The following is a 25,912-nucleotide window of genomic DNA, read 5'->3' as shown; positions in this document are numbered from 1 at the left end:
TTTGCAGCCGGGGCCCTGCGAATGGCGATTGCCAAGAATTGATAAATGTAATTCTATTTTCCGAAGGCTGGGGAGGTTGCTCTGATCATTCCGCGCGCCGAGGCTGAGGCCTTTGTTGGTGTATTGGTGCGCCATGCCCGGCTGATCGTTTTCGTCACTTTACTCGCGGTACTAGGCGCGCTGTTTGTCACGAGCGTCTTGCGACCGATCTATACGGCAACGGCTCTGCTCGTCGTCGAGCCTTCCGGCAATGTGCTCGTGCCCAGCGGCACGTCCCATTCCGATCCGCCCAATACCGGCGCCATCGATGGCATTGTCGAGATCATGCGCTCCGATCCGGTGCTGACCCGCGCCATGGAACTGGCCGATCCATTCGAGCTGGCTGATTTTTCTGCTGGTCTTGACCTGCAGCCGCTGTTTCTCGGTTTCTTTCGCATCGACGCCGAAGCACTGGCACCGGGTGAAGAAGGGCGGGGGCAGGTGCTCAGCCGCATGCACAATTCCATCTCGATCAACCGCCGCGGCCTCTCGCCGGTCATTGCCATTCGCGCCAATGCGACCTCGCCGGAATTTGCGGCACGTCTCGCCAATGCTGTCGGCGAGGCCCATATCGCGCTCGAGGTCGAGGCGAAGTCCGCAAGCTTGCGGACGGCGCGGGATTTGGTGGACGGACAGGCCGAACAGGCACGCCGGCATGTTCTCGTATTGGGCCAGGACTGGGCGAGCCTTGCGGCCGAGGCGGCGGAGCCGAACGCCATTGCGGCAAGCTTTCAACCCCAGCTCACCTCCATCGCGCAAAGCCTCGACCTGGCCCGGGAGCAGTATCAGCGTCTTTTGCAACGATCGGCGGAGCTTGAGGAGCAGGCAGGGTTGCAATTGCCCGATGCGCGTCTTGCGGCGCGCGCCACCCCGCCCTCGGATGCCGGCTTTCCGGATATGAAGACGACGCTGGCGGTCGCGGCCATTCTGGGGCTCGCCGTGGCTTTGGCCCTGGCATTCACGTTCGATGGGCTGGCAAGCGGGGTGCGCAGCACGGACGAATTGGCCGAGGCCATCGGCGTGCCCGCGGCCGTCGCCATGCCAAGGCTGAGTGCGAGCCGCTTCGATGGTACCAGCCATGCCGACCAGGTCATCACCGCGCCACTCTCGCCATTTTCAGAGGGCATGCGGACGTTGCAGGTCAATCTGCAGCGCAGCCTCCAGTCAGGGGCGGGCGGGCAGGTCATCTTCGTGCTATCGCCCGGCGATGGGGAGGGCAAGACGACGACGGCGCTGGGTCTCGCCCGTGCCTTCGACGTGGCCGGGCGGCGCGTCCTCCTGATCGATGCCGATGTGCGCTCTGCGGCGCTGCATCGGCATGTCGATGTGCCCCTCTCGGGAGGCTTTGAACAGGTTCTTGCCGGGGACGTGGATATTCGCCAACTCGCGAGCATGGTGCGCAAGGACCCGCTGTCAAAGCTTTCCGTGCTGGTCAATTCCGACCGCAGCGCGGTTCCGGCGGAGGTGCTCTTCGGCGGCCCCGTCTTTGCCAATGTGCTGAGGGGCGTGAGGGCCAGCTACGACATCACCATCGTCGACATGCCCTCGCTTCACTGGTCGGCGGAGGCGGCCTATATCCTGCCTCATGCCGATGCGGTGGTTCTCGTTGCCAGTTGGGGCAAGACCGAGCGGACAAAGCTGCGCGAAGCGCTGGTTGCCATCAGGCAGGCCCATCCCGGACCGGTGCCGTTGGTGCCGGTGCTAGCGCTGCAGCCCAATGTCGTCAAATGGCCGGCGCCCCGCTACGAGCAGGGCTATTCCTCCCGCTAGTTCGCGGGCCGCCCATAGTAGTCAAAATGCCAGCGCACGAAGGCGGAGACGCCGACCTCTACACTCGTCTCAGGCGCGTAGCCGGTGAGGGCCTTGAGCAATGCCGGCGCGGCATGGGTCTGTTGGACATCGCCCTGCTGCATGGGCATCAGCGTCCGCTTGGCCTTTCGGCCCAGCGCGGCCTCGACCGTGTCGATAAACGGCAAGAGGCCGACGGGTTGCCCGCCACCGATATTGACGCTGCGCCAGGGAGCGACCGGGGAGAGCGAGTCCATGCTGTCCGGCACCTGGATGGGTTCACCTTTGACTGGGGGCAGGGGCAGCAGGCGGACGAGCGCTTCGACGAGATCGTCGATATAGGTGAAATCGCGCTGCATGTGGCCTTCGCCATAGACGTCGATCGGTTCGTCGCGCCCGATGGCCGAAACGAACTTGAAGAGCGCCATGTCCGGCCGGCCCCAGGGACCGTAGACGGTAAAGAAGCGGAAGCAGGTCGTGGGCAGGCCGAAGAGATGGGCATAGGCGTGGCTCATCGCTTCGCCCGCCTTCTTGGTCGCGGCATAGAGCGAGACCGGAAAATCGGTGCGGTCGGTTTCGCCGAAAGGCACGGCTTCATTGCCACCATAGACCGAGGAGGTAGAGGCAAAAAGCAGGTGTTCGATGCCGGTCTGGCGCAGCACTTCGAGCAGGTTGAAGGTGCCGGTCAGGTTGGAGTCGAGATAGGTTCTGGGGGCCTCGATGCTGTACCGGACCCCGGCCTGGGCTGCGAGGTGAATGACGGCATCCGGCGCGAAGCTGGTGATCGCCGCTTCCAGCGCGGTGCGATCTTCGAGCATTGCCTCGGTGAAGGAAAAGCTGATCGACGGGGTCAGGAGGGCGAGGCGGGCTCGCTTGAGCGACACGTCGTAATAGGCGGTCATTCCATCGTAGCCATGCACGCGATGACCGTCTTCGAGCAGGCGCCGAGCCAGGTGATAGCCGATGAATCCGGCCGAGCCGGTTATGAAGATCTTCATTCTATCCCCGCGCGTGCTGACCATCCGATAGCGCAAAACTCCTGAAAATGCGGTTATTTATCGGCGCTCGCCGTTTGCGCCGGCCGATTTGTCCTCGCTCTCCGGCCCACGCCTAGACTTGGGGCTCCTTGTTCAGCGGAACCGATCATGGCCGACATATTCTCTTCGCATAATATCGACGTGGCGGCACCAGCCGCCGGCGCCTTCGCCATCACCCCCAGCGATGGCACCATTTTCGACCAGCCGACCCGCGCCCTCTACGTGGGCGCTGCGGGCACGGTTCAGGTCGAAATGCTTTGGGGCGGCACGGTCACATTCGAAGGCGTTTCCGGCGGTTCCATGCTGCCGATCCGCGTGCGGCGCGTGCTCAGCGGCACCTCGGCCGGCTTCATCGTCGGGCTTTACTGATGAGCGGCCATGCGGGGCCCGCGCTCGGGCTTGGCTATTTTACGGGCGCCGTCCCGGCCGAAACGGGCGGCGCATGGCTCGATGCCGATTTTGCCCATGGCCGGTTTCGCTTTGCCGGAAAAACGCTCGCCAATGAGAGCCAGTTTCGGCTCGCCGTCGGCGGAACCGTGCCGGCCAGCGGCCAGTTGGTCATTGGTCCCCATGTCGCCGATACGTCCCCGGAGCTGTTGTCCGATGGCAATTTTGCCGGCGGCAGCACCGGCGATTGGGCCAGCGTCGGCAGTTCGCTGGCTATTGCCGCGGGGGCGCTGCGGGTCACAGGGAGCGGCGGCAATGGGTCGGGTGCCTATCGCACCATTGCCGGGCTGATCCAGACTGCCGGCCGGGCCTATCGCCTCGCCGGCGACGTCTGGCGCGAAACCTCTTCCAACGTGACGATAGGCTTTGGTGCCGGGGGCGGGGGCACGGCCAATTATGCGCAGACCGCCAATCTCACCGGCACGACGCCAGGCCAGGCCGTACTTTATTGCGGCGGGTTCAGTCCCTCGACCGCCTCGATCGCGCTGCGCAATCTGACCAATCCCTCGACCGGCCTTTATTGGGCCGACAATCTCTCGCTGCGCGAAGCCTTGCCCTGCGCCGGATTTCGTCCGGGCGTATTGTGCGGGGTGGTCGAGGCGACAACGCCCGCCAGTGGCGGGGCCGGCGGGGTGGTATTCCAGGCCGACGACAATGCCGAATTCAACGGCAACTGGTTCGAGCGCAATTTCATCCGCCTCATCTGGGATGCGAGCCAGCATTTGCGCTTCGTCGTGTCCTTCGGCGGCAGCGGGACACAGGTGGAGCAGGTCAATCTCGATCTCGGCGTGGTTGCGGCCGGCAGCGCCTTTTCCGTGGGATTTTCGGCAAGGGATGGCGAATATCGCGCGGCCCTGATGGGCCTGCCGGTGCAGCAGGCGCTTTCGGGCACCTTTCCGGGCCTTGCGGCATTGCGGCTTGGTCGTGGGCGTTCCAGCGTTTCTGGTCTTTGGACCGGCAGCATCGGGCGCCTGCGGCTTTTTTCCGAGCCCATGGGCGAGGAGCGGTTTGCGGCGCTGGTTGCTGGTTCGGGCATTGTCGCCTGGGGCGATAGCCTGACGGCCGGCGCAGGCGCAACCGGCGGCAGCACGGGCGCCACGACCTATCCGGCCGTGGCGCAGGCACTGCTTTCGCCACGCCGGGCAGTGGCACGGCAGGGTGTTGGCGGGCAAACCTCGACGCAGATCGCCGCACGGATGAATGCGGTGCCTATCCTTGTTACCGTGTCTGGCGGCAGCATTCCGGCGTCCGGCCCGGTGGCCGTCACGGAAAAATCCGTCAATGTCCTCGTCAATTCCGGCAGCTATTCGGGGACCATGAGGGGTTGGCTCGCGGGCGTCGAGGGCACGATGTCGACGGATGGTTCGGGCAATTGGAGTTTTGCTCGGAGCGTTGCGGGCACGAGCGTTCCGGCCGAAGCCAATGCGCGCTTCATCTGTGCCTGGGGGCAATATCTGCGCGGCTACGCGGCATGGCTCTGGCTGGGTCGCAATGGCGCGCAGGCGGGACGCACGGTGCTTGGCGACATTGCTGCCGCCGTCGCCTCGCTCGGCCATGGCCGCTATCTCGTCGGCGGCATCCTGCCGAGCACGGCTGATAGCGGCGCGGGCCTGGCACAGTTGGCGACGCTCAACGGGCAATTGGCCGGCGTCTATGGAGATCGCTTTGTGAACCTGCCTGCCATCCTGTCCGCGGCCGCAAATGGCACCGCGGAAGACATCACCGATGTGGCGGCCGGTTTCGTGCCGCGCTCGCTACGCTCCGATCATCTGCATCTTAACGATGCGGGCTATGCCCTGGTGGCGCAGGCATTTCGTTCAGCGCATGTGGCGAAGGGTTTTTAGCGCCCGACTGACGCGTGCGAAGGAAGCGGGCGGGGTTGCCGATATGAATGGCACCATCTGGGATGTCGGAAAAAGCCACCCCGCCCGCGCCAAGAACCGAGCCGATGCCCAGGCCAACGCCAGGACCGACAATGGCCCGGGCAGCGACCCAGGCATCGGCGCCGATCTCAATGGGTCGGGCGACGAGGGGAAAGTCCGGCGCATCGACATCATGGGTCGCCGCGATCAGCTGGGCATATTGGGACACGATGGCGTTCCGGCCCAGATGGATCGGAGCCTGGCAATAGATCACGCTCTGCCAGCCGATAACCGCTCCATCATCGAGCGTGAGATAGGGTGGGTACCAGATTCTGGCACTCCCATAGACACGCACACCGCGACCCACTTTGGCCCCGAAGAGGCGGAGGATGGCGCAACGCCAGCCATGCAGTGGTGGGGGCGTCCAGGTGGCAAGCAGCGTCCAGCAGACAATCCAGACCGCCCGGAACAGACGATTTCGCAAGGAGAAGTGCTGGTCGGCGAGGCGCGTCATGAGGAGGTTTCCTCGAGAATATGTGCATAGTGGTCGAGCATGGCGCGGGCGATGGCAGGCCAGAAGAAGGGCATCGCTGCCTTCCGGGCGCGGGCGGAGCGCTCGCTTTTCTCCCCGTCGCTCATGGCTTCCGCCTGAGCGACGATGGTGGAGAAATCGGAGAAATCCGGCTCCATGCGGAGCGCCACGCCTTGCGCAAAAAGCTCAGGCAGATGGCAGGCGTCGGTCAGGATGGGAATGCAACCGTGACTGATGGCCTCGAGCGCGGCCATGGGCAGGCCCTCGCTCAGCGAGGGGAGAATGAAAAACCCGGCTTCCGATAAAGCCTGCGCCTTGCTTGCGCCGTGAAGCGTCCCGACGAAGCGGACGCGTTTGTGCCCTTTGCAGCGCGCCGCGATCTCCGCCTCATAGGCGGGCTCCCCCCACCCCGCGATGGTCAGCATCATTTTCTTTGAGTGCCGTTCCCATGCGTCGAACAGGGCAAGAACCTGTTTTTTCTCGTGCAGCCGACCGAGATAAAGAGCGCCGTCGCGCTGTTTTACCTCGCTCGTTGGCGCCGGCTCGACACCATTGGGCACGGTAAAGATGCGCCCGGCGAGAGCGGGCATGTAGTCGAGAGCCGCTGCCGCCTCGTGCTCGGAAAGGGCGTGGAGATGCGCGCGAGCGAGCATGGGCCGTTCGAACAGCGCCGCGTGGGGACGTTTCAGCCATGGCCTCCGCGCCAATATCCAGGGGTCGAGCATGCCGCGTGGAGAGACGATGACCCGCGTTTGACGCGGAGCAAGACGGCCATGGATGGAGCCGCCGGACCAGATGCCGTGGACATGGAGAATGTCGGGCTTCAACTGCGCAATCTCGGCCTGCATGGCCAGCGAAAAGCCATGGCGACTGCGTCCGAGCCTATGGGTGAGGAGCGGTAACTGGCCCCAGACGTGCCTTTCATCGGCAAAGCCATTGCCGTGGCCACCGGCGACGGTCACTTCGGCGCCGAGGGCTGCCATGGCGCGGGCGAGGCCCGACACCGAATGATAAAGCCCGCCGGCCGAACGCCCCAGACGGGTTGAGTAGTGGACGACCCTCATGACCGGTCAGGTGCCTCCCGCGTGCGGCTGGCATGGTTGACCCAAAACCAAAGGGACAGCACGGCGCCATAGCCGAGCGTTTCGAAGACGACGAAGAGAAGTGGAGATGTCTGCGTCAGGGCGAGGGCAAGACCCAGAAGACCGAGAGCGCAGACGCTTGCGAGGCCCAATAGAGCAAGCCGGTGCCGGCTTTGCAGTTGAAAAGCATAGATCGCGGTCGCGGAGAGCTTTTCGAGGCTCTGCCAGGCAATGAGCGCCAAAACCAGACCATGTGCTACCCCCAGGTTTGGTGCGGCCAGCGCCACCAGAACACCGGCTACAAGGGCAATGACAGCCTGGCCGGTAAAGCTCAGGCCCATGCTCACGCGGGGCCGCATCAGCTCGATCCTTCGCAGGTAGGTGACCAGCAGGCCAGCGGCGTTGAAGGCCTGCTTGGCGTAAATGATCAGCGCCGGCAGCGGCCCGGTAAAACTCGCGCCAAGCACGAAGAGCACGGTGCGGCCATAGAGCTGGCCAATGCCCTGGGCGCCCATAATGGTGAGAATTTCAACGAGGGGCAGGCCAAGCTTCGCCTTCTCTGGTCGGTGGTTGCGGCGGACGAAAAGCACATGCACCGCCGCAAGAATTGCGGTGCTCCAGAGCGCTGCGTGCCCCGCCAGTTCAGCGGTGATCTCGCCCCTGATGACCGCGCTGAGGCAAAGCGGCAGCATCCAGCCGTTTTGCAGCAGCATGGCCCAATGCTGGAAACCGCGCCGGTCGAGGTCGGTATCGAGGAAAGGGAAACGCAATAGGAGCGCGACCGCAAGGAACGGCAGGAGGGTCGCGGTGTCGTCTGGCGCGAAGCGCCAAAGCAGGGGCAACGCAACAAGAAATAGTGCTGCGACGCCCGCGCGATAGACCCGGTAGGCCGGCCGTATTGCGGCCTCGCTTTGTCGCAGCCGGAGCATGGCGGGGATCAGCCCGGAACTGCCGTCGAAGGCGAAGAAGACCAATCCGAGAAGCCCGCCATATTTGGCGAGTGACAGGACGACAGCAGTTTGCCCCGTAGTGACCAGCCATGTCTGGACGACAAAGAGGGCTCCCGGCGGCGCCCCGGCGGCCGCCAGACCCACGATGTGGCGCATGGCCTTCATGGCAGCATCCTCTGGACGCGGGCCGGCGTGCCGAAGGCGACGGCGCGTGCGGGGATGTCGCGATTGACCAGGCTGTGCGCACCGATCACCGCACCAGCGCCGATGGTGACGCCCGGCAGAATGGTGACGTGGCGGCCGATCCAGACATTGTTGCCCACAATCACCGGCCGGACGACGAAGCCACTTTCGAGGATGGGGAGTTGTGGATCGATCCTGTGGTCGCTGTCGCGGATGGAACAGTTTTCGCCGATGCGCGTGCCATCGCCGATCGCAACCCTCTGGCGTGCCGAAAGCACCGTGCCCTGATTGATCGACACATCGCGCCCGAGCTGGAGGTGACCGCCTTCGGCGACGGCAAGGCTGATATTGGGCCCGAGAAAGCTCCGGTCGCCGACCTCGATCGTGCCGGTGACACCAGCACAGCGGATCGGCCCGGCAAAGGTGACCTGCCGGCCGAAGCGCACCCAGGAGAGGTAGAAAAAACGATACCAAATGCTTCTCGCCGAACCTGCCGTCAGGTCGAGCGCCTTTGTGACATAGCGGGAAAGAGTGTGCCGGGTCATGACCATACCTTCGGCAGGCGAACCCTGTGGGTGTTGTGCCAAAAACCGCCTATGGCGGCGGCGAAGAGCAGAATGACCAGCCGGAAGATCGTCGTGTCGAAGCCGCCGCGCAGCGCGAAAAGGGCAAGGAGAGGGATCAGGCTGACAATGAGCGCCTGCGTGAGCGGTGGCTGCTGGGCAAGGGCGCGATATGCATTGTCGAGCAGCGCCAGCACACCCCCGAAGGCGATGCCGATTGCCGCAACACCAATCAATCCCCCTGCAACGAAAGCCTCGCCTGCAAGACCCGGCGTCAGGCCGCCAAGTCCGTCCCGCGCCTCCATCAGGCGCAGGGCTCGGCTCAACTGTTGCGGCTTTTCGGGGAAGAGGGCGCGCGGAAACATCTGTTGCAGCACTTCCCAATAGTGCCCGCCCTGATAGCCGGCTTCCTCGACGAAGCGCGCCGACAGGGCATAGCTTTCGAGCAAGGAAAGCTGGGACAGGGTCAACCGCACGGCATCGGGGAGATCGGTCGCGTCGCCCTGCAGCGTCAGGCGAAAGCTGAGCGTGAGCATGCCGAGCAGAGCCGCGACCAAAGCGGGGAGCATCAGGCTGCGTGGCCTGACCCGGCGATGGCCAAGAAAGACGAGGCTGAAGGCGATGGCCGTGATGGCGAATTGGGTTCGACCGCCGAGCACCCAGAAGACCAGCAGCACCGCGCCCATCGAAAACCACGCTGGCGCCGACCGGCTCGTAACCGCATGAACGCAGAAGATTGCCGTGGTGAAAGCGGCGAGGCAGGCAAACGCATAGGTCAGCGAAAAGAGAAAGCTATCGACCGGCAGCCGCAGGAAACCGGTCTGGGCGAAGCCAGCCAGCCCGCCGGGCGCTGCGGCGACAAGGCCGAGCAGGGCCGCCATCATCAGCGCGTGGAACCGTCGCGGGGCTGCAGAAACGATGATCTCCGCTGGTTGAATGCCTGCCGGTGGCGCGCGGGCAAACAGCCAATATCCGGCGTACCAGGCAAGGCTGGCGAGCCCGGCAATGGCCGTTGCCGGCCCGATCTGCGCCCGAAGGGTTGCGGACACGGCATAAGGGTCTAGCCATGCCAATGGCAGGGCGTGGAACAACAGGATGGCCAAGCTGAGAAGGATCAGGCCCGGCCGACCATGCCTTAACGCCAGAACCAGGCCCAGGCCGCTGGCTACAATGAGCGCGAGGGTCATTGGTGCAGGCTTTCGACGGCAGGGGGGCGATCGCGGCTGTTGCCCGCGGCCTCAATGGCGCTGACGAAGTGCGCTAAAATGGTTTCGCGGTGCCAGCGCCGTTCGGCCCGATGCCGCGCTGCCTCCCCGAGATTCTTGGCCAGCGCCGGATCGTCACAGAGCCGTTCGATCGCTGCGCCGAGTGCGCCCGCGTCGCCTGGCTCCACGGCGAGGCCGCACCCTTCGATCTCGTCGGAAATGCCGGTGCCCTTTGCCGCCGTAGCGATGACGGGCCGGCCCGAAGCGAGGATATTGGAAAGCTTGCTGGGCAGAACGAGATCGGCGGCGTCGGCGATCTGGGGCAGCAAGTGCACGGTCGCGAGCGCCAAAAGCTCACCCAGGTGTTCGCGCGGTTGCAGGTCGAAGAAACGGATATTGTCCAGATCCCGCGCCAAGGCCTCGAGATCGGCGCGATATGGACCGTTGCTGCAGATGACGAAGGTGAGGTCGTCGCGATGGGCCAGCCGACGCGCGGCCTCGATAACGAGATCGAGCCCCTGCTTTCGTCCCAGCGCGCCGGAATAAAGCGCGACATGTGGCGTCGTGATGTTCCAGTCTCGCCGAAAGCGCGATGCGCGGGCGAGGGGCTTAACCTCTTCGATGTCGCCCCAGTTCCGGTGTTCGGCGATGCGCTCCGGCGCAACCCCTTTTTCGGCGAGCCGGCGGCACATGGCGGGGGAGATGGTGCTGACCCTGTCAAACCCCCGCAATATCAGCCGCTCTGCCGTGCCAACCAGGTTTGCGATGCCACGATTTTTGGGGATGAGGCCGGTGGCCCGGGCCGCCTCGAACTCAAAATCCTGAACATGCAACCAGGAGCTTGCCCCCGAGACGCCGGCGACCAGCAACGCCAAAGGCGCAGCCAGGAGGCTCGGGGCTATGGCAATCACGCGATCCGGGCGCCGGAACAGGGCCTCGCCGAGCAGCACCGGCGCAGCAAAGAGAGCAAAGCTGAATTGATGGAGCAGGCGCATCGCGCCACTGGGACGGGAGGGGATGATGTGCGGCACGCGGTAGACGCGCGCGCGACCACACTCCTCCCGCGTCCATCCCCGATGTCCCGGACGCGGACGCCATTCGGGATAATAGGGCTGGCCGACGACAGCACAAACTTCGTGACCACGCTCGGTCAGCGCTTCAACGAGCCCTGCCGTATAGGGCCCGGTGCCGATCAGTTCGGGCGCGTAGTTCAGGCCAAGCAGCAGGATTTTCATGCCGCCGCCTCGCGCGCCAATTGCGCCTGATACCAGGCATAGGTTTCCGCGAGGCCTTCGGCGAGCGTGATCCGTGGTCGCCAGCCCATCTCGCGCAGGCGGCTGCTGTCGAGCAGCTTTTTCGGCGTGCCATCGGGCCTGGTCGGGTCGAGCGCGATGGCGCCGTCATAGCCGACCGTGCGGCAGATCAGATGGGCAAGATCGATGAGCGCGATATCCTCGCCAAAGCCGATATTGACCGGATCGATGCCGCTATAGGTCTCGAGCAAAAGGACCAGCGCGTCGGCGCAGTCATCGACATGGAGGAATTCCCGCCGCGCTTTGCCGGTGCCCCAAAGCTCGAACTGGCTTGCGCCGCGGCTCTTGGCCTCGTGCGCCTTGCGCAGGAGCGCGGGGAGGACGTGGCCAGCCTCAAGGTCAAAATTGTCGCCGGGACCATAGAGATTGGTCGGCATGGCAGCGATGTAGTTGCGGCCGAACTGGCGCCGATAGGCCTCAGCCAGTTTGAGCGCGGCAATTTTGGCGAGCGCATACCATTGATTGGTGGGTTCGAGTGGTCCGGTCAGCAAGGCGTCTTCGTTGATCGGCTGCGGAGCGAATTTGGGATAGATGCAACTGGAGCCGAGGAACAGGACGCGGTCGACATCGGCCTGGTGCGCGGCCCTCGCGATATTGAGATTGATGGCGAGGTTGTCGGTGAGGAAACCGACCGGGTCCCGGCTATTGGCCAGAATGCCGCCAACCCTTGCGGCAGCGATGATGATGGCATCGGGTCGCGCTTCCCCGACAAACGCTTCCACCTCCGCCTGCCGGGTGAGGTCGAGCGCTTTCCTGTCCGGTGTCGGCAGGGTGCAGGCTTCGCCCTTAAGGCGCCGCAGCAGGGCCTGCCCGACCATGCCATTGTGGCCGGCGATCCAGATGGTTTTGCCGGCGAGCGAGAAGCCCGGTTTTGCCGTTCCAGCAGTGTGATGGTCCGGGTTGGCCTGTGCCAAAGGCAAGGCTCCGCCCTTATGCTCTCCCGACATTTTTGTGCCCCCGCAGCCTGAAGAGAGCTCAAGTCTTCGGCCGATCCGGCTTGGGGTCAATGCGGATTAGTTAACGGGCTATAGGGGTATTTACGGATTTCTTACGATAGGCCCGTCGGGTTTTGAGGCGTAGTGTTGCAGGGCATCAGTGTCTTCTTGCCGCTTGTGCTCCAAACACAGACTGCAAAAGAAAAACGGCGCCGCTCGGGTGAGGGCGCCGTTGTCTTGGTGTTCGGTCGGAACGATCAGAATTCGTCCCAGTCGTTTGCCACAGCCGCATTGCCCTGGCTCACATATTGGCTCTGAGCCGGCTTGGGCCTGATGGCAGGAGCGGGCGCAGCGCGGCGCGGCTGAGACCTTTCTTGGGGCTGCAGGCCCTGGGCGATGTGGAAGACGTCAACGATGGTGTCGAGTTCGTTGGCGCGGGCCTCGGTCTGCTCGATGGCCGCATTGGTTTCTTCCACCAGCGCCGCATTGTGCTGGGTCATCTCGTCCATCTGGCGCACGGCGACGTTGATCTCGTCGATTGCCTGGGCCTGCTGACCGCTCTCGCGGGCAATTTCTGCCATCATGGCGCTATTGCCGCGCATGGCTTCCAGCATGGAGCCGAGCTTGCCGGCGGCGTCGGAGACGAGCTTGGCGCCGCCGTCGACTTCCTTGGCACTTTCCTCGATCAGTGCCTTGACGTCAGAGGAGGCTTCCGCTGCCGACTGGGCGAGGCGGCGCACTTCCACAGCCACCACGGCAAAGCCCTTGCCAGCCTCGCCGGCACGCGCGGCTTCGACCGAAGCGTTGAGCGCAAGCAGGTTGGTCTGGAAGGCGATGTCGTCGATCATGCCAATGATGTTGGAGATCTTTTCCGAAGCCGTGGTGATGCGGCCCATGGCAGCGGTGGCCTGATCCATCACCTGGCCGCTTTGGACAGCCGATTGCGTCACCGCTTCAGCCGCCGTGCTGCCGCGCTGGGCGCGCTTGGCGTTTTCGGTCACGGCGGCGGCGAGCTGTTCCATCGTGGCGGAGGTTTCCTCGATGGTTGCAGCCTGGCGCGTCGTGCGTTCGCTGAGGTCGTTGGCGCCGGCAAGGATTTCGCCGGTCGCAACCTTGACCCCGCGCGAGGTGGTGCGGAGGCGCGTGACAACGTCGGTCAGCGTATCGGCCACCCGGTTCATGTCGGTCTGCAGCTCAAGGAAGGCGCCCTGGTGCGAGCCGGTCATGCGCTGGGTCAGGTCGGTATCGGCCAGGGCGGCAAGCACCGAGCCGGCATCGGCGAGACCGACGCGAACGCTCGAGACCATGGCGTTGAAATTGCGGGCAATGCGGGTGATGTCGTCGTCGTCGAACTGGGTGGCGATGGTCCGGCTGAAATCACCCGCAAGGGCTGCTTCCACGACGTCGTCGAATTCGCCCTGGAAGGTTTCCATGGTCCTGGTCCGCGCCGCAGCGCGCAGGGTTGCGGCCTGTTCTTCGGCCGTCATGGAGGCCATCTTGATGCCGTTGTCCTTGAAGACCTGCACCGCTTCGGCCATTTCGCCGATTTCGTCGGAGCGGTTGAGGCCCGGCACTTCGGTTTCAAACTTGCCTTCTGACAGGTCGCGCATGGCGAGGGTCAGGTTGCCGATGGGGCGGCCGAGCTGGGCCGTGCCGAGATAGAGTGCGGCGGCGGTGCCGGCCAGGATGCCGATGCCGGCGGTCACCAGCAGCAGCGTCCGCATCGTGCCTTCGAAACCGACGATCTCGGCCTGGATGACCTTATAGGCTTCAAGGTCGGCGGCGACGATGGTGTCGATCTCGGCCTGGAAGGCTTTGCGGTTGACGCGGTTGGTGTCGTTATTGCCCTGCGCATTGGCTTCGGCCGGGTCGACATCGCGGCCAAGGCGAGCGATTTCCGTGCGGAAATCTTTGAACTCGCCGGCGCGGGCGACCATGGTGTCGAAGGTGGCGATTTCGGTGGGCTCGACCAGGGGACGCCAGGTGGCGATGACTTCATCGATCCGGCCGAGCTGGGTGAGGATGCCCTCGGCGAAGGGGCCGGCCTTTTCGGTATTGGCAGCGGCATAGATGCCGCGCGATTCCATGACCACAGCTGTCACCAGCCGGTTCATGGTTTCACCGTAAAGGGCGCGCTTGGAAGAGCTGTCGAGCCGGTCGATCTGATGCTCATATTCGGCCACCACATAGAGGCCGATGCCGGTGATCAGCGCGGCGACGACGCCCATGATGCCGACGATAGACAATACCTTGCCGCGAATGCGCATGCGACAATACCTTTCAGTCTACGCCGTGGGGGCACGGCCGGGTTTGCCGCTGCCCTTGTTTCAGTTTCGTGACAATGCACGTTCTGATCGCGAAGCTGGCGGTCTATGCCGGCAATGTAATTGTTTTCCTCTTAATGTATGGTGAAGCACTTATGAACTTGCCCAAATCATAGGCAGCTCAAAGACTTGCGTGAGCGGCTTTTGCTTGGGAAATGGAAGTTTTGAGAGCAACAACGCTGGCGCCATCGGTCCGGCGGCGTCCGGGGCTGACAAAGCCAAGCCGGGTTGCTGGCGCGCTATCGCCCTCGATTGGTGCCGAACAGGAGCCATGAATGGCCCCGAGCGGTGTGGCAGCGAGTATCGAGCCGACATTGCCCGCATTGATCCCGGCGCCGGCCATGATGGTGATGCGTCCCGCCGCAATGCGCTGGGCAAGGGCCAGGTCATCAAGGCCGGCCGGAGCCGATGTCGCGCGGCCCGATGTCAGGATGGTGTCAAAGCCAAGTGCCACAGCCTGTTCGACCGCGTCGGCGATATCGGGGACGAGATCGAAGGCGCGGTGCAGCGTTTTCTTCATCCCCTGACTTTCCTCAACCAAGGCTTCGAGCATGGTCAGGTCGAGGCGGCCATCAGGGCGGTTGGCGCCAAGGACGACGCCTTCAAGTCCAAGGGCGCGCACGGCGGCAATGTCGGCGCGCATCATGTCCAAGTCATCGCCCGTGAAGACAAAATCGCCGGCGCGCGGACGGATCATGACGCGGGCAGTAACGCCCATCTCCGCCGCCAAGGCCATCAAGCCGGCAGTCGGCGTCATTCCACCAAGTTCAAGCGCCGAACAAAGCTCGATGCGGTCAGCCCCACCCTTGTGAGCGGCGCGCAATCCGGCGGCGGTGTCGACACAGATTTCGAGAAGCGTCATGCCGCGCCTCCGGCAATGCCAAGCGCCGCCGCACCGATCAGTCCGGCATCGGCAGTCAGTTGGGCAGGGACGACAAGCGGCCGGTCGAGTTTTCTGAGAATGCGCGGCCGCACCGCCGCATCGAGCCGGGCGATCAGTTCATGGCTGTTCCCGAGCCCCCCGCCCACGGCGATGATATCTGGGCCAACGATATTGACCACCAGCGCCAAAGGCTGGGCCACCAGTTCGATGAAGAGATCGACCGTGCCCGATGCGTCGGCATTGCCCGCCAGCCAATCCGAGATGATGGCTGTGCTGGCAAGTTCGACGCCATGGATGTGCCGATGCAGCTTTTCGATCCCGCGCGCCCCGCCAACCGTATCGAGGCAGCCCGAAAGCCCGCAGCCGCAGGCAAAGTGCGGCAGGTCATAGGGCGGCACGCTGACCTTGGTCGCGACGATGGTGCCATGACCCCATTCGCCGCCCAGCCCCGCAGCGCCGGGATGGAGGCGCTTGTCCACGACGATACCGCCGCCGACGCCCGTGCCCATGATGGCCCCAAAGACCACGCGATGCTCGCGCCCCGCGCCGGCCGTCGCTTCGGCGAGTACGAAACAATCAGCGTCATTGGCAACGAAGACTTTCCGGCCCAAATGGCCCTCAAGCTCCTGCGCCAGATGGCGCCCGTCGATGCAGGGGATATTGGCGCAGGTGACATGGCCACTCGCCGGATCAACCACGCCGGTCACCGAAATGGCCACCGGCGTGCCATCGGGAGCGCCGCCCTTTGCGACCAGCCCGGCGATGGCCTCAAAAAAGGCCGGGAAATCATCCCGCGGCGTCGGCACGCGACCGAGTGGGGTCAGGTTATCGGGCGCGGTGGCGGTGGCGCCCTTGATCGTCGTGCCGCCAATATCGAAGCAGGTGATCATGGAAGGTCTTGTTCTCTGAACTGGCGCCGACACTAGCCGCTCGCTCCGGGCGGTGCCAGCGGCGGGCAGCGGCTTTCCCCCATGCGCTTACCTTGCGCCATGCAGTGTAAACTGGCTAAGGATCGCCCCTCTGAGTTGGAAGGACATAGCGTGAGCCAAGTGGCGATCATAGGCGGCGGCCCCGCAGGCCTGATGGCGGCGGAAGTACTGGCCGATGCCGGTCTTTCCGTCACGCTTTTCGATTCCATGCCGACCGTAGGCCGAAAGCTGCTGATGGCCGGCAAATCCGGTCTCAACATCACCCATGCCGAAGATCATGCGTCGCTCCTCGCACGCTACGGCACCGCACTTCCGCGCCTCCAACAAGCGCTCGATGCCTTTACGGCCGAAGGCCTGCGGAACTGGTGCTCCGGGCTCGGCATCGAGACCTTTGTGGGCTCATCCGGCCGCGTCTTTCCCAAGGTCATGAAGGCCTCCCCCTTGCTCCGCGCCTGGCTTGGCCGACTCGGTGAAAAGGGTGTCGAGATCCACACCCGCCATCGCTGGGTGGGATTCGACGGCACAAAACTGCGTTTCGAAACCCCTGAGGCCGAAAAGGTTCTCGCCTTCGACGCGGTCCTCCTTGCCCTTGGTGGAGCAAGCTGGCCCAAGCTCGGCTCGGACGCAGCCTGGGTGCCGTGGCTGGGCGAGAAGGGTGTTACCGTCGCCCCATTCCTTCCCGCCAATTGCGGTTTCGATGTCGATTGGAGCGCTGGTTTCATTGAGCGTTTCGCCGGATCGCCGCTCAAATCGGTCACCGCCACCAGCGCCATGGGCACAATCCCGGGCGAGTTCGTCGTCACGCGCTCTGGCATCGAGGGCAGCCTCGTCTATGCCCACTCTGAGGCCCTCCGCGATGCGCTCCTCGCCGGAGAGCCCGCCGTGCTGGATGTGGACCTGATGCCCGGCCGCTCGTGCGAGCGACTCGCGAGAGACCTTGCCCGCCAACCGTCAAAGCTGAGCTTCTCCAATCGCCTGCGAAAGGGCGCGGGTCTCGATCCGGTCAAGGCCGCCCTCCTGCGAGAATGCCTGCCTCAGGCGAACACGCTCGACCCGGATGCGCTTGCCGCCGCGATAAAGTCCGTGCCGATCCGGCCGCAACGTCCCCGGCCGATTGCCGAAGTCATTTCCTCGGCCGGTGGCGTCGCCTTCTCCGGCATCGACGAGCATTTCATGCTCAAAGCCCTGCCAGGCGTCTTCGCCGCGGGCGAGATGCTCGATTGGGAAGCCCCCACCGGCGGCTATCTGCTCACTGCCTCGTTTGCCACCGGCCGCGCCGCGGCGGCGGGCCTGCTGGACTATCTCAAAACTCAGCGATAGCCCGCAGCCTGCAGCTCAAACAGCTCCGCGTAGCGCCCACCCTTGGCCAGCAATTCCTCGTGCGTGCCGGCTTCGAGGATGGCACCGTGTTCGAGCACGAGAATGCGGTCGGCCATGCGCACGGTCGAAAAGCGGTGCGAGATGATGACGGCCGTCTTGCCGCTCGCGAGCCCTTTGAACCGCGCAAACACCTCGGCCTCCGCCTTGGCGTCGAGCGCCGCCGTGGGTTCGTCGAGAATGATCAGCTCGGCATCCCGCATATAGGAGCGAGCGATGGCGACCTTCTGCCATTCGCCGCCCGACAGGTCGCGCCCCTGCTTGAACAGCCGGCCAAGCTGCTGGTCATAGCCCTTGGGGAGCTTTGAGATGACCGCATCGGCAAGGCTCTGCTCTGCCGCCGCATCGATACGGAGCTGGTTGTTCTTCTCCTCGACCCGACCGACGCCGATATTGTCGCGCGCCGTAAAACTGTAGCGGATGAAATCCTGGAAGATGACGCCCAGATGCGCGTGGATTTCGGCCGGCGCCATATCCTTGAGATCGACGCCATCGACGCTGATGCGCCCTTCGCTCGGGTCATAAAGCCGCGCCAGCAGTTTTACGATCGTGGTCTTGCCCGCCCCATTCTCGCCCACCAGGGCCAGCGTTTCGCCGGCCCTGAGCGTGAAGGACAGGTTCCGGATCACCCAGCTCTCGCTCTCGGGATAGCGAAAGCCGACATTCTCGAACCGAATACCTTCGCGGATCGGCACCGGAAAAGCCTTGGGCTTGGCGGGGGGCAGAACGGTTGGCTCGATTTCGAAGAAGGAAAAGAGGTCATCGAGGAACATGGATTGCCCGGCGATCTGGGTAAAGCCGAGAAGGATCTTCTGAAACAGTCCATTGAGTCGCAGGAACGAGCCCGAGAGAAAGGCGAGATCGCCGATGGAAAAATCCCCGGTAATGGTGCGCCAGACGATGAAGGCATAGGCGGCATAATAGGCGAGGGTGGAGATGGTGGCGAAAACCGTGCCCCAGCCGGCGCGCAGGATGGAAATGCGGCGGTTCTCGATGAAGATGCCATGAGCCAGCGTCTTGAACCGCTCGATCAAGAAGCTACCGAGCCCAAAGAGTTTTATCTCCTTGGCGGTCTCGGCGCTGGCGCCGATATAGCGCAGATATTCCAGCTCACGCCGTTCCGGCGTGCGCCAGCGGCTCACCATATAGGCCATGGTGTTGAAGCGCGTTTCGCCCCAGATCGAGGGGATGAAACTCAGCGGCAGCAGCAGGATCAGCCAGGGCGCGAAGACGAAGAGGCCCGCCGCCAGCGTCAGCACGGTGATGATGTCCTGCGCCTGCCCGAAGAGCTGGCTCAACAGCGCATTACGTCCTGCCGCCTGGCGTCGGGCGCGCTCTAGCCGATCCTGATACTCGGCCGATTCAAAATGCATCAGGTCGAGCCGGGCGGCATGCGCCATCAGTTCGGTGCTGACCTGATTGGAATGGAGTTCGGAGAGGATGGAATCGACCAGCCCGGTGGCCCTGCCGATCGCGTCATTGGCCAGAACCAGCACCATTTCGATGAGCAGATAGCCCAGAACCGGCGTCAGCAAGCCGGCATTCCACCAGTCGAGGGGGCTGGGGCCGGGCGAGGCGACGGTGGTGAGATGCACCACTTCGTCAACGATCAGCTTTGCTGCGTAGAGCACGGCAATGGGCTGCAGCGCCGCGATGAGCCGCAGGCCAATGCTGGCCGCGGTCATGGGGCGGCTGGTGCGCCAGATCTGCGCGATCAGCCGTCCGAGATGGCGGAGATTGTCGAGGCGCTGTTTTAAGGTCGGGGTCTGTTCGGAGATGGGCGGGGGCCGCCGCCCTGGAAGGTCGGTCATGCTCTAATCATAACGCCGCCGAAGCGCGCCGCAAATATAAGACTTGGTAATGTTTTGGCTCTGGCCGCTCAGTCTTCGCCGGCAATCGCCCCTGCCACATCAGGAGGCGTCCACCCCTCGGGCTTGAGCACCTTGCCATCAGCGCGCTTGATGACCTTGCCCGTCGCCGGGTCGACCTTGGCCATGTTCGAGCGGTGCACTTCGGCCCAGACGCGCTCAAGCGGAATGCCGAATTCTAGCGCCGTGCCCACGGCCACATAGATCACGTCGGCGAGGCCATCGGCGATCTTCTCCATATCGCCCCGTTCGAGGGCTTCTACGGTCTCCTGGCACTCCTCGGCCAATAGCGCGGCGCGCAGGGCCGCGCGCTCGGGCACGAATTGCGGCTTGGCGAGTACGGGAAGATCACAGGCCTGATGGAAGCCGGCGACGTCGTCGAGGAGGGTTTTCATGTCGTGTGTCCAACTGGCATCGGACTTGTTTTTAGTGCTGTGCGGGTTCGATTGAAATCGTCCACATGCCTTCTTCCCCCACGATGTCATTCCCGCGAAAGCGGGAATCCCTGTTTCGGAAACGGAATCCCCGCTTTCGCGGGGATGACACGGAGCAGCGAGGTGGTGTCGCAGCGTCAACTCGTCACTTCAAATTGCGCAGGAACCCCGCGAGGTCCCCAGTCACATGATGCACATGCGACCCGGTCGATTGCCCCAATTCCCAGGCTTCCACCTGATCGTGGACAAAACCTTCTCCGGCAACCACCTGCACCGTCGACATTCCGATCTCGTGCGGCACGACGAGGTTTTTTTCGAGATCGTCGAACATCACCGCCTTGGCGGGGTCGATACCGTGGCGGTTGAGAAACCCGTCATAGGCTTCGCGATGTGGCTTTGGCACATAGGTCATGGCGCGGATGTCATAGACATCCTCGAACAGATCGGGGTCGCCGAGCCGACCGAGCACTGATCGCGCGTGGCCAACGTCGCCATTGGTCAGGATGAATTTGCGGCCGGGCAAGGCGCGAATGGTGTCGATCAACACTGGATGCGCTTCGACCGGACTATAGTCGATGGCATGCACGGTATTGAGAAAATGGTCGGGGTCGATCGCGTGCCGGTTCATCAGCCCGTTCAGCGTGGTGCCGAAGTCGCGATAATAGCCCTTCTGCAGGGTCCGGGCGGCGTCGAAGTCGAGTTGGGTGACATCCATCACATAGTGGGTGATGCGCACGTCGATCTGCGCGAACAGATTGCACTCGCGCGGGTAGAGCGTGTTGTCGAGGTCGAACACCCAGTCGGTGATGTGATTGAGGCTTTTTGGGGCAGCGGTTGTCATCCGCTTATTCTGCCACAGGTAGATTGAAACTTCATGTCGAGACGTGAGCCTCTCGGAGGAGGCTCACGCAAGCGTGCTTATTCGGCAGCCGGCTGGTTGGCCGTAACAGCGAGACCAATGGCCGAGATCAGGCCGGCCGGGTTGGCGGCAGCGGCGCTGAGAACGAGCAGGGTCGTCGGGGTTGCGGGACGCACGGCAACTTCGATGCTCTTGGGATCATCGAGGAAGGCATTGGCAGCCGGGACGACCAGATCGGTCAGGGCCGGAATGCCGGCCTGGCCAACGAGCTGAGGAACCATGGCCTTGAGGCCTTCGACGAAGGTGGCGCGATCAGCACCCGACTGGGCGGCGAACATGTCGAGCAGTTTCGGTGCAAGGCCGGCATCGTCATAGCGCAGGCTCGAACCGGTGAGGGTCAGGGCCTGGAGCAGTTCCATGCCCACCATCATCTGCTGGGCCTGGGCTTCTTCCGGCGTCGAACCGGAGGAGGCGGCGTCCATGGCATAGATCTTTTCGAGCACGGCCGGGGTCAGGCCGGAAATGTCGGCCTTGAAGTTGATGGCGCCGATATCGGCGAAATCGAAGAGGAAGTCTTCGATCACCAGGTGGCCATCGGTCATGCCCCAGGTCATGGTCTGGCTGATATTGCCATTGATCTCGGTCAGGCCGAGTGCCGCGATCACCGCGCCGGCTTCCGCATCTTCTTCGGAAACGGTCGAGAGATCAGCCCAGATGCCGTTGACGGCAAAGGTCGAGGAAATGTCGGTCAGCGCGTCGGCGTCGTCATAGGTGAATTCGTTCACGGCCTCGATGGACTCGTAGGAAATCACTTCGGTGCCGTCGCGGGTCACCGACAGCGGGCCGGTGGTCAGGCTGCCGACGGATTCGAGGAGGGCGGTGACGTTCACCTTGTCGGCGGGCGGCAGGTAGATGTCGGTTGCCGAGATGTCGACCAGCGACAGGTGGCCGACCGGATCCTGGGCGAATTCGGTGTCGACGTCGGGAATGCTCAATGCTTCAGCGGTGAAGCCGCCGTCCTCGGCATCGGCAACGCCGGTGAAGGTCAGGGTGGTGTCGATGGTCCAGGGCTCGTCGACGCCAGCAACGCCGACGGTTGCGCCGTCGACTGTAATGGTGGTGCCATCGAGCGTGGCAGTACCAAACTGAATGTCATAGCCGCCAATCTTGTAGACCGCAGCGATACGATCGACGAACGTCTGTGCGTCGAGCGCCATGGCTGGCTGCATCAGCGCAAGCGTGGCCATGCCAGATGCCAGCATCAGGCTCTGGATCTTGTTGATTTTCATCATGGTCTGCGTCTTCCTCGATGTTGTGAAGGGCGCGGTCGCTGATAATCGAACCCCCGCGCTGCCCCCCGGTTTGATTGCCCCTTGGGCAGTGAATTGCAGTCGATGTACGGCAGAATTGCGTCAACGCTTATACTGACGCTTTATTTCGCCTGCATGTCGAACTCCACCTAAGGAATTCGGTTCAATTTGTTTCAAGAAATTGCCGATAGGCCGGATTTTCTGTTTCGTTCCAATAGGGAAAGCCGATCGCGTCGATATGGGCGTAAAAGTCCTCGAGCGTCGCCTGCGGCACCTCTACGCCCACCAGCACCCGGCCATAATCGGCACCATGATTGCGGTAGTGAAACAGCGAGATATTCCAGGCGTCGTTCAACCCTTCGAGGAAGGTGAGGAGCGCTCCGGGCCGTTCGGGAAACTGGAAACGGAACAGCATTTCGTCGCCGAGCCCCGCGACCCGACCACCCACCATGTAGCGCACGTGGAGCTTGGCCACCTCGTTGTCGGTCATGTCGGTGACGCCGAGCCCGTCGGCGGTCAGGAGATCGATGATCTCGTGCTTTTCCTTGTCGCCCTGCGAGAGTTTTACGCCGACAAAGATGTGCGCGGCGCTGGCATGGGCATAGCGATAGTTGAACTCGGTGATGGCCCGCCGACCAAGGAGGCGCATGAAGGCGCGATAGCTGCCCGGCACTTCAGGAATGGTCACCGCCAGCAGGGCCTCGCCCCGTTCGCCGATTTCGGCGCGTTCGGCGACATAGCGCAGCCGGTCGAAATTGACATTGGCGCCCGAATTGATGGCGATCAGCGCGCCCTTTGGCGCATCGCCCATTTCGATATGGCGGCGAAGCCCGGCAAGAGCCAGGGCGCCCGCAGGCTCGGCAATGGCGCGCATGTCGTCAAAGATGTCCTTGATGGCGGCGCAGATCTCGTCATTGCTGACGGTGATGATGTCGTCGAGCAGATCCCGGCACAGCCGGAAGGTTTCATCGCCCACCTGCCGCACGGCGACGCCATCGGCAAAGAGCCCCACCTGATCGAGCGTCACCGGCCCGCCCGCCGCGATCGCTGCCTTCATGCTGGCGGCTTCTTCTGGCTCGACGCCGATCACCTTGATCTCGGGCCGCAGGAATTTGACGAAGGCAGCAATGCCCGCCGCCAGTCCGCCGCCGCCGATGGGCACATAGATGGCACCGATTTCGCCCGGATGCTGGCGCAGCAATTCCATGCCGATCGTCCCCTGGCCGGCAATCACATCGGGATCGTCGAACGGATGCACGAACACATAGCCATGCCGCTCGGCCAGCCCCGAGGCATGGGCTCGCGCCGCATCAAAACCATCGCCGAACAGCACCACCTCGCCACCGAGCCGGCGCACGGCATCGACCTTGATCCCCGGCGTCGTCGTCGGCATGACGATGATGGCGCGCACGCCGAGCCGCGTCGCCGACAGCGCCACGCCCTGCGCATGATTGCCGGCCGACGCACAGATCACGCCCCGCGCGCGCTCCTCTGTCGTCAATTGGCTCATACGGTTATGCGCGCCGCGGATCTTGAACGAAAAGACCGGCTGCAGGTCCTCGCGCTTGAGCAGAATCTCCTGGCCGAGCTTGGCCGAGAGCAGGCGCATCGGATCGAGCGCGGTCTCCTCGGCAACCTCGTAAACCGCTGAAGTCAGGATTTTTCGCACATAGTCGGTCATGGCACGGCTTCCCAGAATATGGGGCTGAAGGACGCCTGCTGACAGCAAATGTCAACGGCCGGTCATAGCAATGCTGCATGCATTTCCGGCATGGCACATTTTCTCAATCAAACGATTGATTGATGGTTTCGCCGGATGTATTGAAGCGCCGTCCAATCAAAATTCCGAACCTCTCATGTGTCCCGAACAGGCCCATATCCCCAAGCGCGAAAGCGGCGATGAACGACGCGTCGCCATTGCCCACGCAGCCCGCGCCCTCATCATCGAGAAGGGGCTCGAAGGCCTGCGCACGCGCGACATCGCCGAGCGCGTGGGCATCAATATCGCCACGCTCCACTATCACGTGCCCACCAAGGAAGCGCTGGTGACCCTCGTCGCCGCGTCCCTCCGCGATGACTTCAAGGCCCAGGCCCTGCGCCATCCCAAGGCGGGCCTTGATGCTGGCGAGCAGCTCCGCCAGGAGTTCAACGAGTTCCGCGAGATCGTCCTCGAGACGCCCGAGATGATCGGCGTGCTCAGCGAACTTGTCGACCTCTCCCGGCGCGATCCGTCCATTGCCGAAATCATCCTGCCCATGCAGGCGTTCTGGACCGGGCAGTTCACCAAAATCTTCCAAACCGGCATCGACGACGGCTCATTCCGTTCCAACATCGACCCCGCCGCCGCGGCCATCATCGTCACCGCCGCCCTGTCCGATTGCTGGCGTCCCCATCGCCGCGCCTCGCTTGAACCCGTCATTGCCGAGCTCGAGCGCGCCTTCCTTCTCCCCGTTTCCAATCAAGGCTAGACCTCATGTCCTCTCCTCACGCCCATGCGGCCGATGCACCACCCGATCCGCGCCGCTGGATCGGCCTTTTCGTGCTGCTGATCGCCAATTTCATGAATCTGATCGACGTCACCATCGTCAATGTGGCGCTGCCCTCGATGCGCGAAAACCTCGGCGCCACCGACAACCAGATCGAATGGGTCGTCGCCGCCTATGTGCTCGCCTTCGCCCTCGGGCTGCTGCCCTTCGGTCGTCTCGGCGACATCCTCGGCCGTACGCGCCTTTTCCTCTGGGGCGTGGCGGGTTTCACCGCTGCATCGGCGCTCTGCGGCATGTCCTCGTCGATCGAAATGCTGATCGTCGCCCGCGTCATCCAGGGCCTTGCCGGCGCCATGATGACCCCGCAGGTTCTCGCCATCGCCACGGTCACTTTCCCCCCGCATGAACGCGGCCAGGCGTTCTCGCTCTTCGGCCTTTCGGCTGGTCTCGCTTCGGTCTGTGGCCCCATCCTTGGTGGCATTCTCATCGAAGCCCAGCTCTTCGGGATGGATTGGGAGCCGATCTTCCTCGTCAATATCCCGGTGGGCATCGCCGCTGTCGTTGCCGGCTGGTTCCTGATCCCGAGCCTTCCCGGCCATCCCGGTCTCAAGAACGATTTCATCGGCATCGGCCTTTTTGGCCTCGGCATTGTCGCGGTGGTCTTTCCTATCGTCGAAGGCCGCGCCTATGGCTGGCCGCTCTGGGCCTTCGGGCTCATCGCCGCCGGTCTCGTCCTCATTGCCCTCTTCGTCTTCTGGACGCGCAGCCGCGCCAAGGCGGGCGAGTCCCAGCTCCTCAACTATGATCTCCTCAAGAACAAGGATTTCATGTTCGGCGCCCTCGTCGTCACCATCTATGCCTCGGGCATTCCCGGCCTCTTCATGGTGATTTCGCTGCTGCTCCAGAGCGGCTTCGGCATGACCCCGCTGCAGTCGGGCCTGACCAATACCCCGTTCTCGGTGGGCGTTCTTATCGCATCGCTGATTGCTGGCCGCTTTGGCTCGCATTACCTGCGCAGCCGCCTAGCCGTGGCGGGTGTGCTTCTCGTCGCAGGCATCGGCTCGCTGCATTTCATCATTGCCGGCGCCGGCGATACGATCAGCACTTGGAGCTTCCTCGTGCCGCTGCTGGTTGCCGGCATCGGTCTTGGCACCGGCTTCTCGACCCTCTTCCAGCTCGTGCTGCGCAATGTGCCGCCGCGCGATGCCGGTGCCGGTTCGGGTGCGCTCCAGGCCTTCCAGCAGGTGGGCGGCGCGCTTGGCATCGCGTTGATCGGTGAAATCTTCTTCACTCATCTCGCCGGCGAATTTGCCGCTGGCTCGACGCCCGCCGCGGCCTTCGGCCAGTCGGCCTCGATGGCCCTCTGGTATCAGGTGATCGCCTTTACCCTGATCATCGTCCTCGCCTTCTTCTTCCGCGGGCCAGACCCCAAGAAGCAGAGCGCGCCACCGATCCACGTTCCGATCGAAGCCTGAACTCAAGAAAAGGGCCGCGCATTCCGCGGCC

Annotated in this window: 21 protein-coding genes and 1 pseudogene; 6 read left to right on the top strand and 16 right to left on the bottom strand. The window is 63.6% G+C overall.

Going from position 1 to position 25,912, the window contains the following annotated elements; translation table 11 throughout:
• The first annotated feature begins 126 nt into the window (after positions 1–126).
• Complete coding sequence (locus ABW043_RS01630) at positions 127–1,809, top strand: tyrosine-protein kinase domain-containing protein (protein ID WP_353919500.1); 1,683 nt, start codon at positions 127–129, stop codon at positions 1,807–1,809.
• On the opposite strand, the gene ABW043_RS01625 is transcribed toward ABW043_RS01630, so the two are convergent.
• Positions 1,806–2,825 carry an NAD-dependent epimerase/dehydratase family protein gene (locus ABW043_RS01625; RefSeq protein WP_353919499.1) on the bottom strand — a complete coding sequence of 340 codons (1,020 nt, stop codon included), beginning with the start codon at positions 2,823–2,825 and terminating at the stop codon, positions 1,806–1,808. The two genes, ABW043_RS01630 and ABW043_RS01625, sit on opposite strands and share 4 nt — an antisense overlap.
• Before the next feature lie 147 nt (positions 2,826–2,972).
• On the opposite strand from ABW043_RS01625, the gene ABW043_RS01620 reads away from it, so the two are divergent.
• Together ABW043_RS01620 and ABW043_RS01615 are read left to right on the top strand one after the other, a co-directional pair.
• On the top strand, positions 2,973–3,233 hold the full coding sequence (locus ABW043_RS01620; RefSeq protein ID WP_353919498.1) for a spike base protein, RCAP_Rcc01079 family: 261 nt from the start codon (positions 2,973–2,975) through the stop codon (positions 3,231–3,233).
• Positions 3,233–5,155, top strand: coding sequence for a hypothetical protein (locus tag ABW043_RS01615; RefSeq protein WP_353919497.1), 1,923 nt, complete (start codon positions 3,233–3,235; stop codon positions 5,153–5,155). The genes ABW043_RS01620 and ABW043_RS01615 overlap by 1 nt, the downstream gene beginning before the upstream one ends.
• Here the strand turns inward: ABW043_RS01615 and ABW043_RS01610 are convergent.
• The 10 genes and pseudogenes from ABW043_RS01610 to ABW043_RS01565 form a co-directional block, all read right to left on the bottom strand.
• Positions 5,088–5,687, bottom strand: a complete 600-nt coding sequence (locus ABW043_RS01610; RefSeq protein WP_353919496.1) for an LbetaH domain-containing protein — start codon at positions 5,685–5,687, stop codon at positions 5,088–5,090. The two genes, ABW043_RS01615 and ABW043_RS01610, sit on opposite strands and share 68 nt — an antisense overlap.
• On the bottom strand, positions 5,684–6,769 hold the full coding sequence (locus ABW043_RS01605) for a glycosyltransferase (RefSeq protein ID WP_353919495.1): 1,086 nt from the start codon (positions 6,767–6,769) through the stop codon (positions 5,684–5,686). Before ABW043_RS01605 ends, ABW043_RS01610 begins: the two co-directional genes overlap by 4 nt.
• On the bottom strand, positions 6,766–7,902 hold the full coding sequence (locus ABW043_RS01600; RefSeq protein ID WP_353919494.1) for a hypothetical protein: 1,137 nt from the start codon (positions 7,900–7,902) through the stop codon (positions 6,766–6,768). The genes ABW043_RS01605 and ABW043_RS01600 overlap by 4 nt, the downstream gene beginning before the upstream one ends.
• Before the next feature lie 20 nt (positions 7,903–7,922).
• Positions 7,923–8,060, bottom strand: a pseudogene (locus ABW043_RS22885) (chloramphenicol acetyltransferase); the annotation flags it as partial.
• Between the two features lie 401 nt (positions 8,061–8,461).
• Positions 8,462–9,670, bottom strand: a complete 1,209-nt coding sequence (locus tag ABW043_RS01590; RefSeq protein WP_353919492.1) for a hypothetical protein — start codon at positions 9,668–9,670, stop codon at positions 8,462–8,464.
• Positions 9,667–10,923 carry a WcaI family glycosyltransferase gene (locus ABW043_RS01585; protein WP_353919491.1) on the bottom strand — a complete coding sequence of 419 codons (1,257 nt, stop codon included), beginning with the start codon at positions 10,921–10,923 and terminating at the stop codon, positions 9,667–9,669. The genes ABW043_RS01590 and ABW043_RS01585 overlap by 4 nt, the downstream gene beginning before the upstream one ends.
• A complete protein-coding gene (locus ABW043_RS01580) occupies positions 10,920–11,948 on the bottom strand; it encodes a GDP-L-fucose synthase family protein (RefSeq protein ID WP_353919490.1) in 1,029 nt (342 codons plus the stop codon). Before ABW043_RS01580 ends, ABW043_RS01585 begins: the two co-directional genes overlap by 4 nt.
• Before the next feature lie 245 nt (positions 11,949–12,193).
• A complete protein-coding gene (locus tag ABW043_RS01575; protein ID WP_353919489.1) occupies positions 12,194–14,203 on the bottom strand; it encodes a methyl-accepting chemotaxis protein in 2,010 nt (669 codons plus the stop codon).
• A gap of 178 nt (positions 14,204–14,381) precedes the next feature.
• Positions 14,382–15,122 carry a copper homeostasis protein CutC gene (locus ABW043_RS01570; RefSeq protein WP_353919488.1) on the bottom strand — a complete coding sequence of 247 codons (741 nt, stop codon included), beginning with the start codon at positions 15,120–15,122 and terminating at the stop codon, positions 14,382–14,384.
• Positions 15,119–16,033, bottom strand: coding sequence for an ROK family protein (locus tag ABW043_RS01565; protein ID WP_353919487.1), 915 nt, complete (start codon positions 16,031–16,033; stop codon positions 15,119–15,121). The genes ABW043_RS01570 and ABW043_RS01565 overlap by 4 nt, the downstream gene beginning before the upstream one ends.
• Before the next feature lie 99 nt (positions 16,034–16,132).
• On the opposite strand from ABW043_RS01565, the gene ABW043_RS01560 reads away from it, so the two are divergent.
• A complete protein-coding gene (locus ABW043_RS01560) occupies positions 16,133–17,392 on the top strand; it encodes a TIGR03862 family flavoprotein (RefSeq protein ID WP_502908580.1) in 1,260 nt (419 codons plus the stop codon).
• On the opposite strand, the gene ABW043_RS01555 is transcribed toward ABW043_RS01560, so the two are convergent.
• The 5 genes from ABW043_RS01555 to ilvA all read right to left on the bottom strand — a co-directional run bounded on the left by ABW043_RS01555 (position 17,383) and on the right by ilvA (position 23,601).
• A complete protein-coding gene (locus ABW043_RS01555; RefSeq protein ID WP_353919485.1) occupies positions 17,383–19,260 on the bottom strand; it encodes an ABC transporter ATP-binding protein in 1,878 nt (625 codons plus the stop codon). The genes ABW043_RS01560 and ABW043_RS01555 overlap by 10 nt on opposite strands.
• 68 nt (positions 19,261–19,328) lie before the next feature.
• Positions 19,329–19,712 (bottom strand): pyrophosphohydrolase domain-containing protein, encoded by a 384-nt coding sequence (locus ABW043_RS01550; RefSeq protein ID WP_353919484.1) that lies wholly within the window; start codon positions 19,710–19,712, stop codon positions 19,329–19,331.
• 184 nt (positions 19,713–19,896) lie between these two features.
• Positions 19,897–20,592, bottom strand: a complete 696-nt coding sequence (locus tag ABW043_RS01545) for a pyrimidine 5'-nucleotidase (RefSeq protein WP_353919483.1) — start codon at positions 20,590–20,592, stop codon at positions 19,897–19,899.
• A gap of 77 nt (positions 20,593–20,669) precedes the next feature.
• Positions 20,670–21,899 (bottom strand): aq_1923 C-terminal domain, encoded by a 1,230-nt coding sequence (locus tag ABW043_RS01540; protein ID WP_353919482.1) that lies wholly within the window; start codon positions 21,897–21,899, stop codon positions 20,670–20,672.
• 184 nt (positions 21,900–22,083) lie between these two features.
• Entirely contained in the window at positions 22,084–23,601 is a 1,518-nt protein-coding gene (ilvA, locus tag ABW043_RS01535) for a threonine ammonia-lyase, biosynthetic (RefSeq protein WP_353919481.1), read from the bottom strand.
• 175 nt (positions 23,602–23,776) lie between these two features.
• Between ilvA and ABW043_RS01530 the strand changes: the two genes are divergently transcribed.
• Both ABW043_RS01530 and ABW043_RS01525 read left to right on the top strand, forming a co-directional pair.
• Positions 23,777–24,388, top strand: coding sequence for a TetR/AcrR family transcriptional regulator (locus ABW043_RS01530; RefSeq protein WP_353919480.1), 612 nt, complete (start codon positions 23,777–23,779; stop codon positions 24,386–24,388).
• A 5-nt stretch (positions 24,389–24,393) separates the two neighbouring features.
• Positions 24,394–25,881, top strand: a complete 1,488-nt coding sequence (locus tag ABW043_RS01525; RefSeq protein ID WP_353919479.1) for a DHA2 family efflux MFS transporter permease subunit — start codon at positions 24,394–24,396, stop codon at positions 25,879–25,881.
• The last annotated feature ends 31 nt before the right edge of the window (positions 25,882–25,912 follow it).

Origin of the sequence: Devosia sp. (assembly GCF_040509215.1) — a bacterium.
GTDB lineage: Bacteria > Pseudomonadota > Alphaproteobacteria > Rhizobiales > Devosiaceae > Devosia.
The sequence above is the reverse complement of the archived record's forward strand: the minus strand, read 5'-3'. Positions and strand labels throughout refer to the sequence as shown.

What these genes read in the sequence shown, in the direction of transcription:
- ABW043_RS01585 (WP_353919491.1), bottom strand. Translation starts at nt 10,923, where the DNA reads ATGAAAATCCTGCTGCTTGGCCTGAACTACGCGCCCGAACTGATCGGC.
- ABW043_RS01525 (WP_353919479.1), top strand. Translation starts at nt 24,394, where the DNA reads ATGTCCTCTCCTCACGCCCATGCGGCCGATGCACCACCCGATCCGCGC.
- ABW043_RS01615 (WP_353919497.1), top strand. Translation starts at nt 3,233, where the DNA reads ATGAGCGGCCATGCGGGGCCCGCGCTCGGGCTTGGCTATTTTACGGGC.
- ABW043_RS01540 (WP_353919482.1), bottom strand. Translation starts at nt 21,899, where the DNA reads ATGAAAATCAACAAGATCCAGAGCCTGATGCTGGCATCTGGCATGGCC.
- ABW043_RS01620 (WP_353919498.1), top strand. Translation starts at nt 2,973, where the DNA reads ATGGCCGACATATTCTCTTCGCATAATATCGACGTGGCGGCACCAGCC.
- ABW043_RS01575 (WP_353919489.1), bottom strand. Translation starts at nt 14,203, where the DNA reads ATGCGCATTCGCGGCAAGGTATTGTCTATCGTCGGCATCATGGGCGTC.
- ABW043_RS01600 (WP_353919494.1), bottom strand. Translation starts at nt 7,902, where the DNA reads ATGAAGGCCATGCGCCACATCGTGGGTCTGGCGGCCGCCGGGGCGCCG.
- ABW043_RS01550 (WP_353919484.1), bottom strand. Translation starts at nt 19,712, where the DNA reads ATGAAAACCCTCCTCGACGACGTCGCCGGCTTCCATCAGGCCTGTGAT.
- ABW043_RS01560 (WP_502908580.1), top strand. Translation starts at nt 16,133, where the DNA reads ATGCAGTGTAAACTGGCTAAGGATCGCCCCTCTGAGTTGGAAGGACAT.
- ABW043_RS01590 (WP_353919492.1), bottom strand. Translation starts at nt 9,670, where the DNA reads ATGACCCTCGCGCTCATTGTAGCCAGCGGCCTGGGCCTGGTTCTGGCG.
- ABW043_RS01565 (WP_353919487.1), bottom strand. Translation starts at nt 16,033, where the DNA reads ATGATCACCTGCTTCGATATTGGCGGCACGACGATCAAGGGCGCCACC.
- ABW043_RS01570 (WP_353919488.1), bottom strand. Translation starts at nt 15,122, where the DNA reads ATGACGCTTCTCGAAATCTGTGTCGACACCGCCGCCGGATTGCGCGCC.
- ABW043_RS01625 (WP_353919499.1), bottom strand. Translation starts at nt 2,825, where the DNA reads ATGAAGATCTTCATAACCGGCTCGGCCGGATTCATCGGCTATCACCTG.
- ilvA (WP_353919481.1), bottom strand. Translation starts at nt 23,601, where the DNA reads ATGACCGACTATGTGCGAAAAATCCTGACTTCAGCGGTTTACGAGGTT.
- ABW043_RS01555 (WP_353919485.1), bottom strand. Translation starts at nt 19,260, where the DNA reads ATGACCGACCTTCCAGGGCGGCGGCCCCCGCCCATCTCCGAACAGACC.
- ABW043_RS01530 (WP_353919480.1), top strand. Translation starts at nt 23,777, where the DNA reads ATGTGTCCCGAACAGGCCCATATCCCCAAGCGCGAAAGCGGCGATGAA.
- ABW043_RS01610 (WP_353919496.1), bottom strand. Translation starts at nt 5,687, where the DNA reads ATGACGCGCCTCGCCGACCAGCACTTCTCCTTGCGAAATCGTCTGTTC.
- ABW043_RS01545 (WP_353919483.1), bottom strand. Translation starts at nt 20,592, where the DNA reads ATGACAACCGCTGCCCCAAAAAGCCTCAATCACATCACCGACTGGGTG.
- ABW043_RS01605 (WP_353919495.1), bottom strand. Translation starts at nt 6,769, where the DNA reads ATGAGGGTCGTCCACTACTCAACCCGTCTGGGGCGTTCGGCCGGCGGG.
- ABW043_RS01580 (WP_353919490.1), bottom strand. Translation starts at nt 11,948, where the DNA reads ATGTCGGGAGAGCATAAGGGCGGAGCCTTGCCTTTGGCACAGGCCAAC.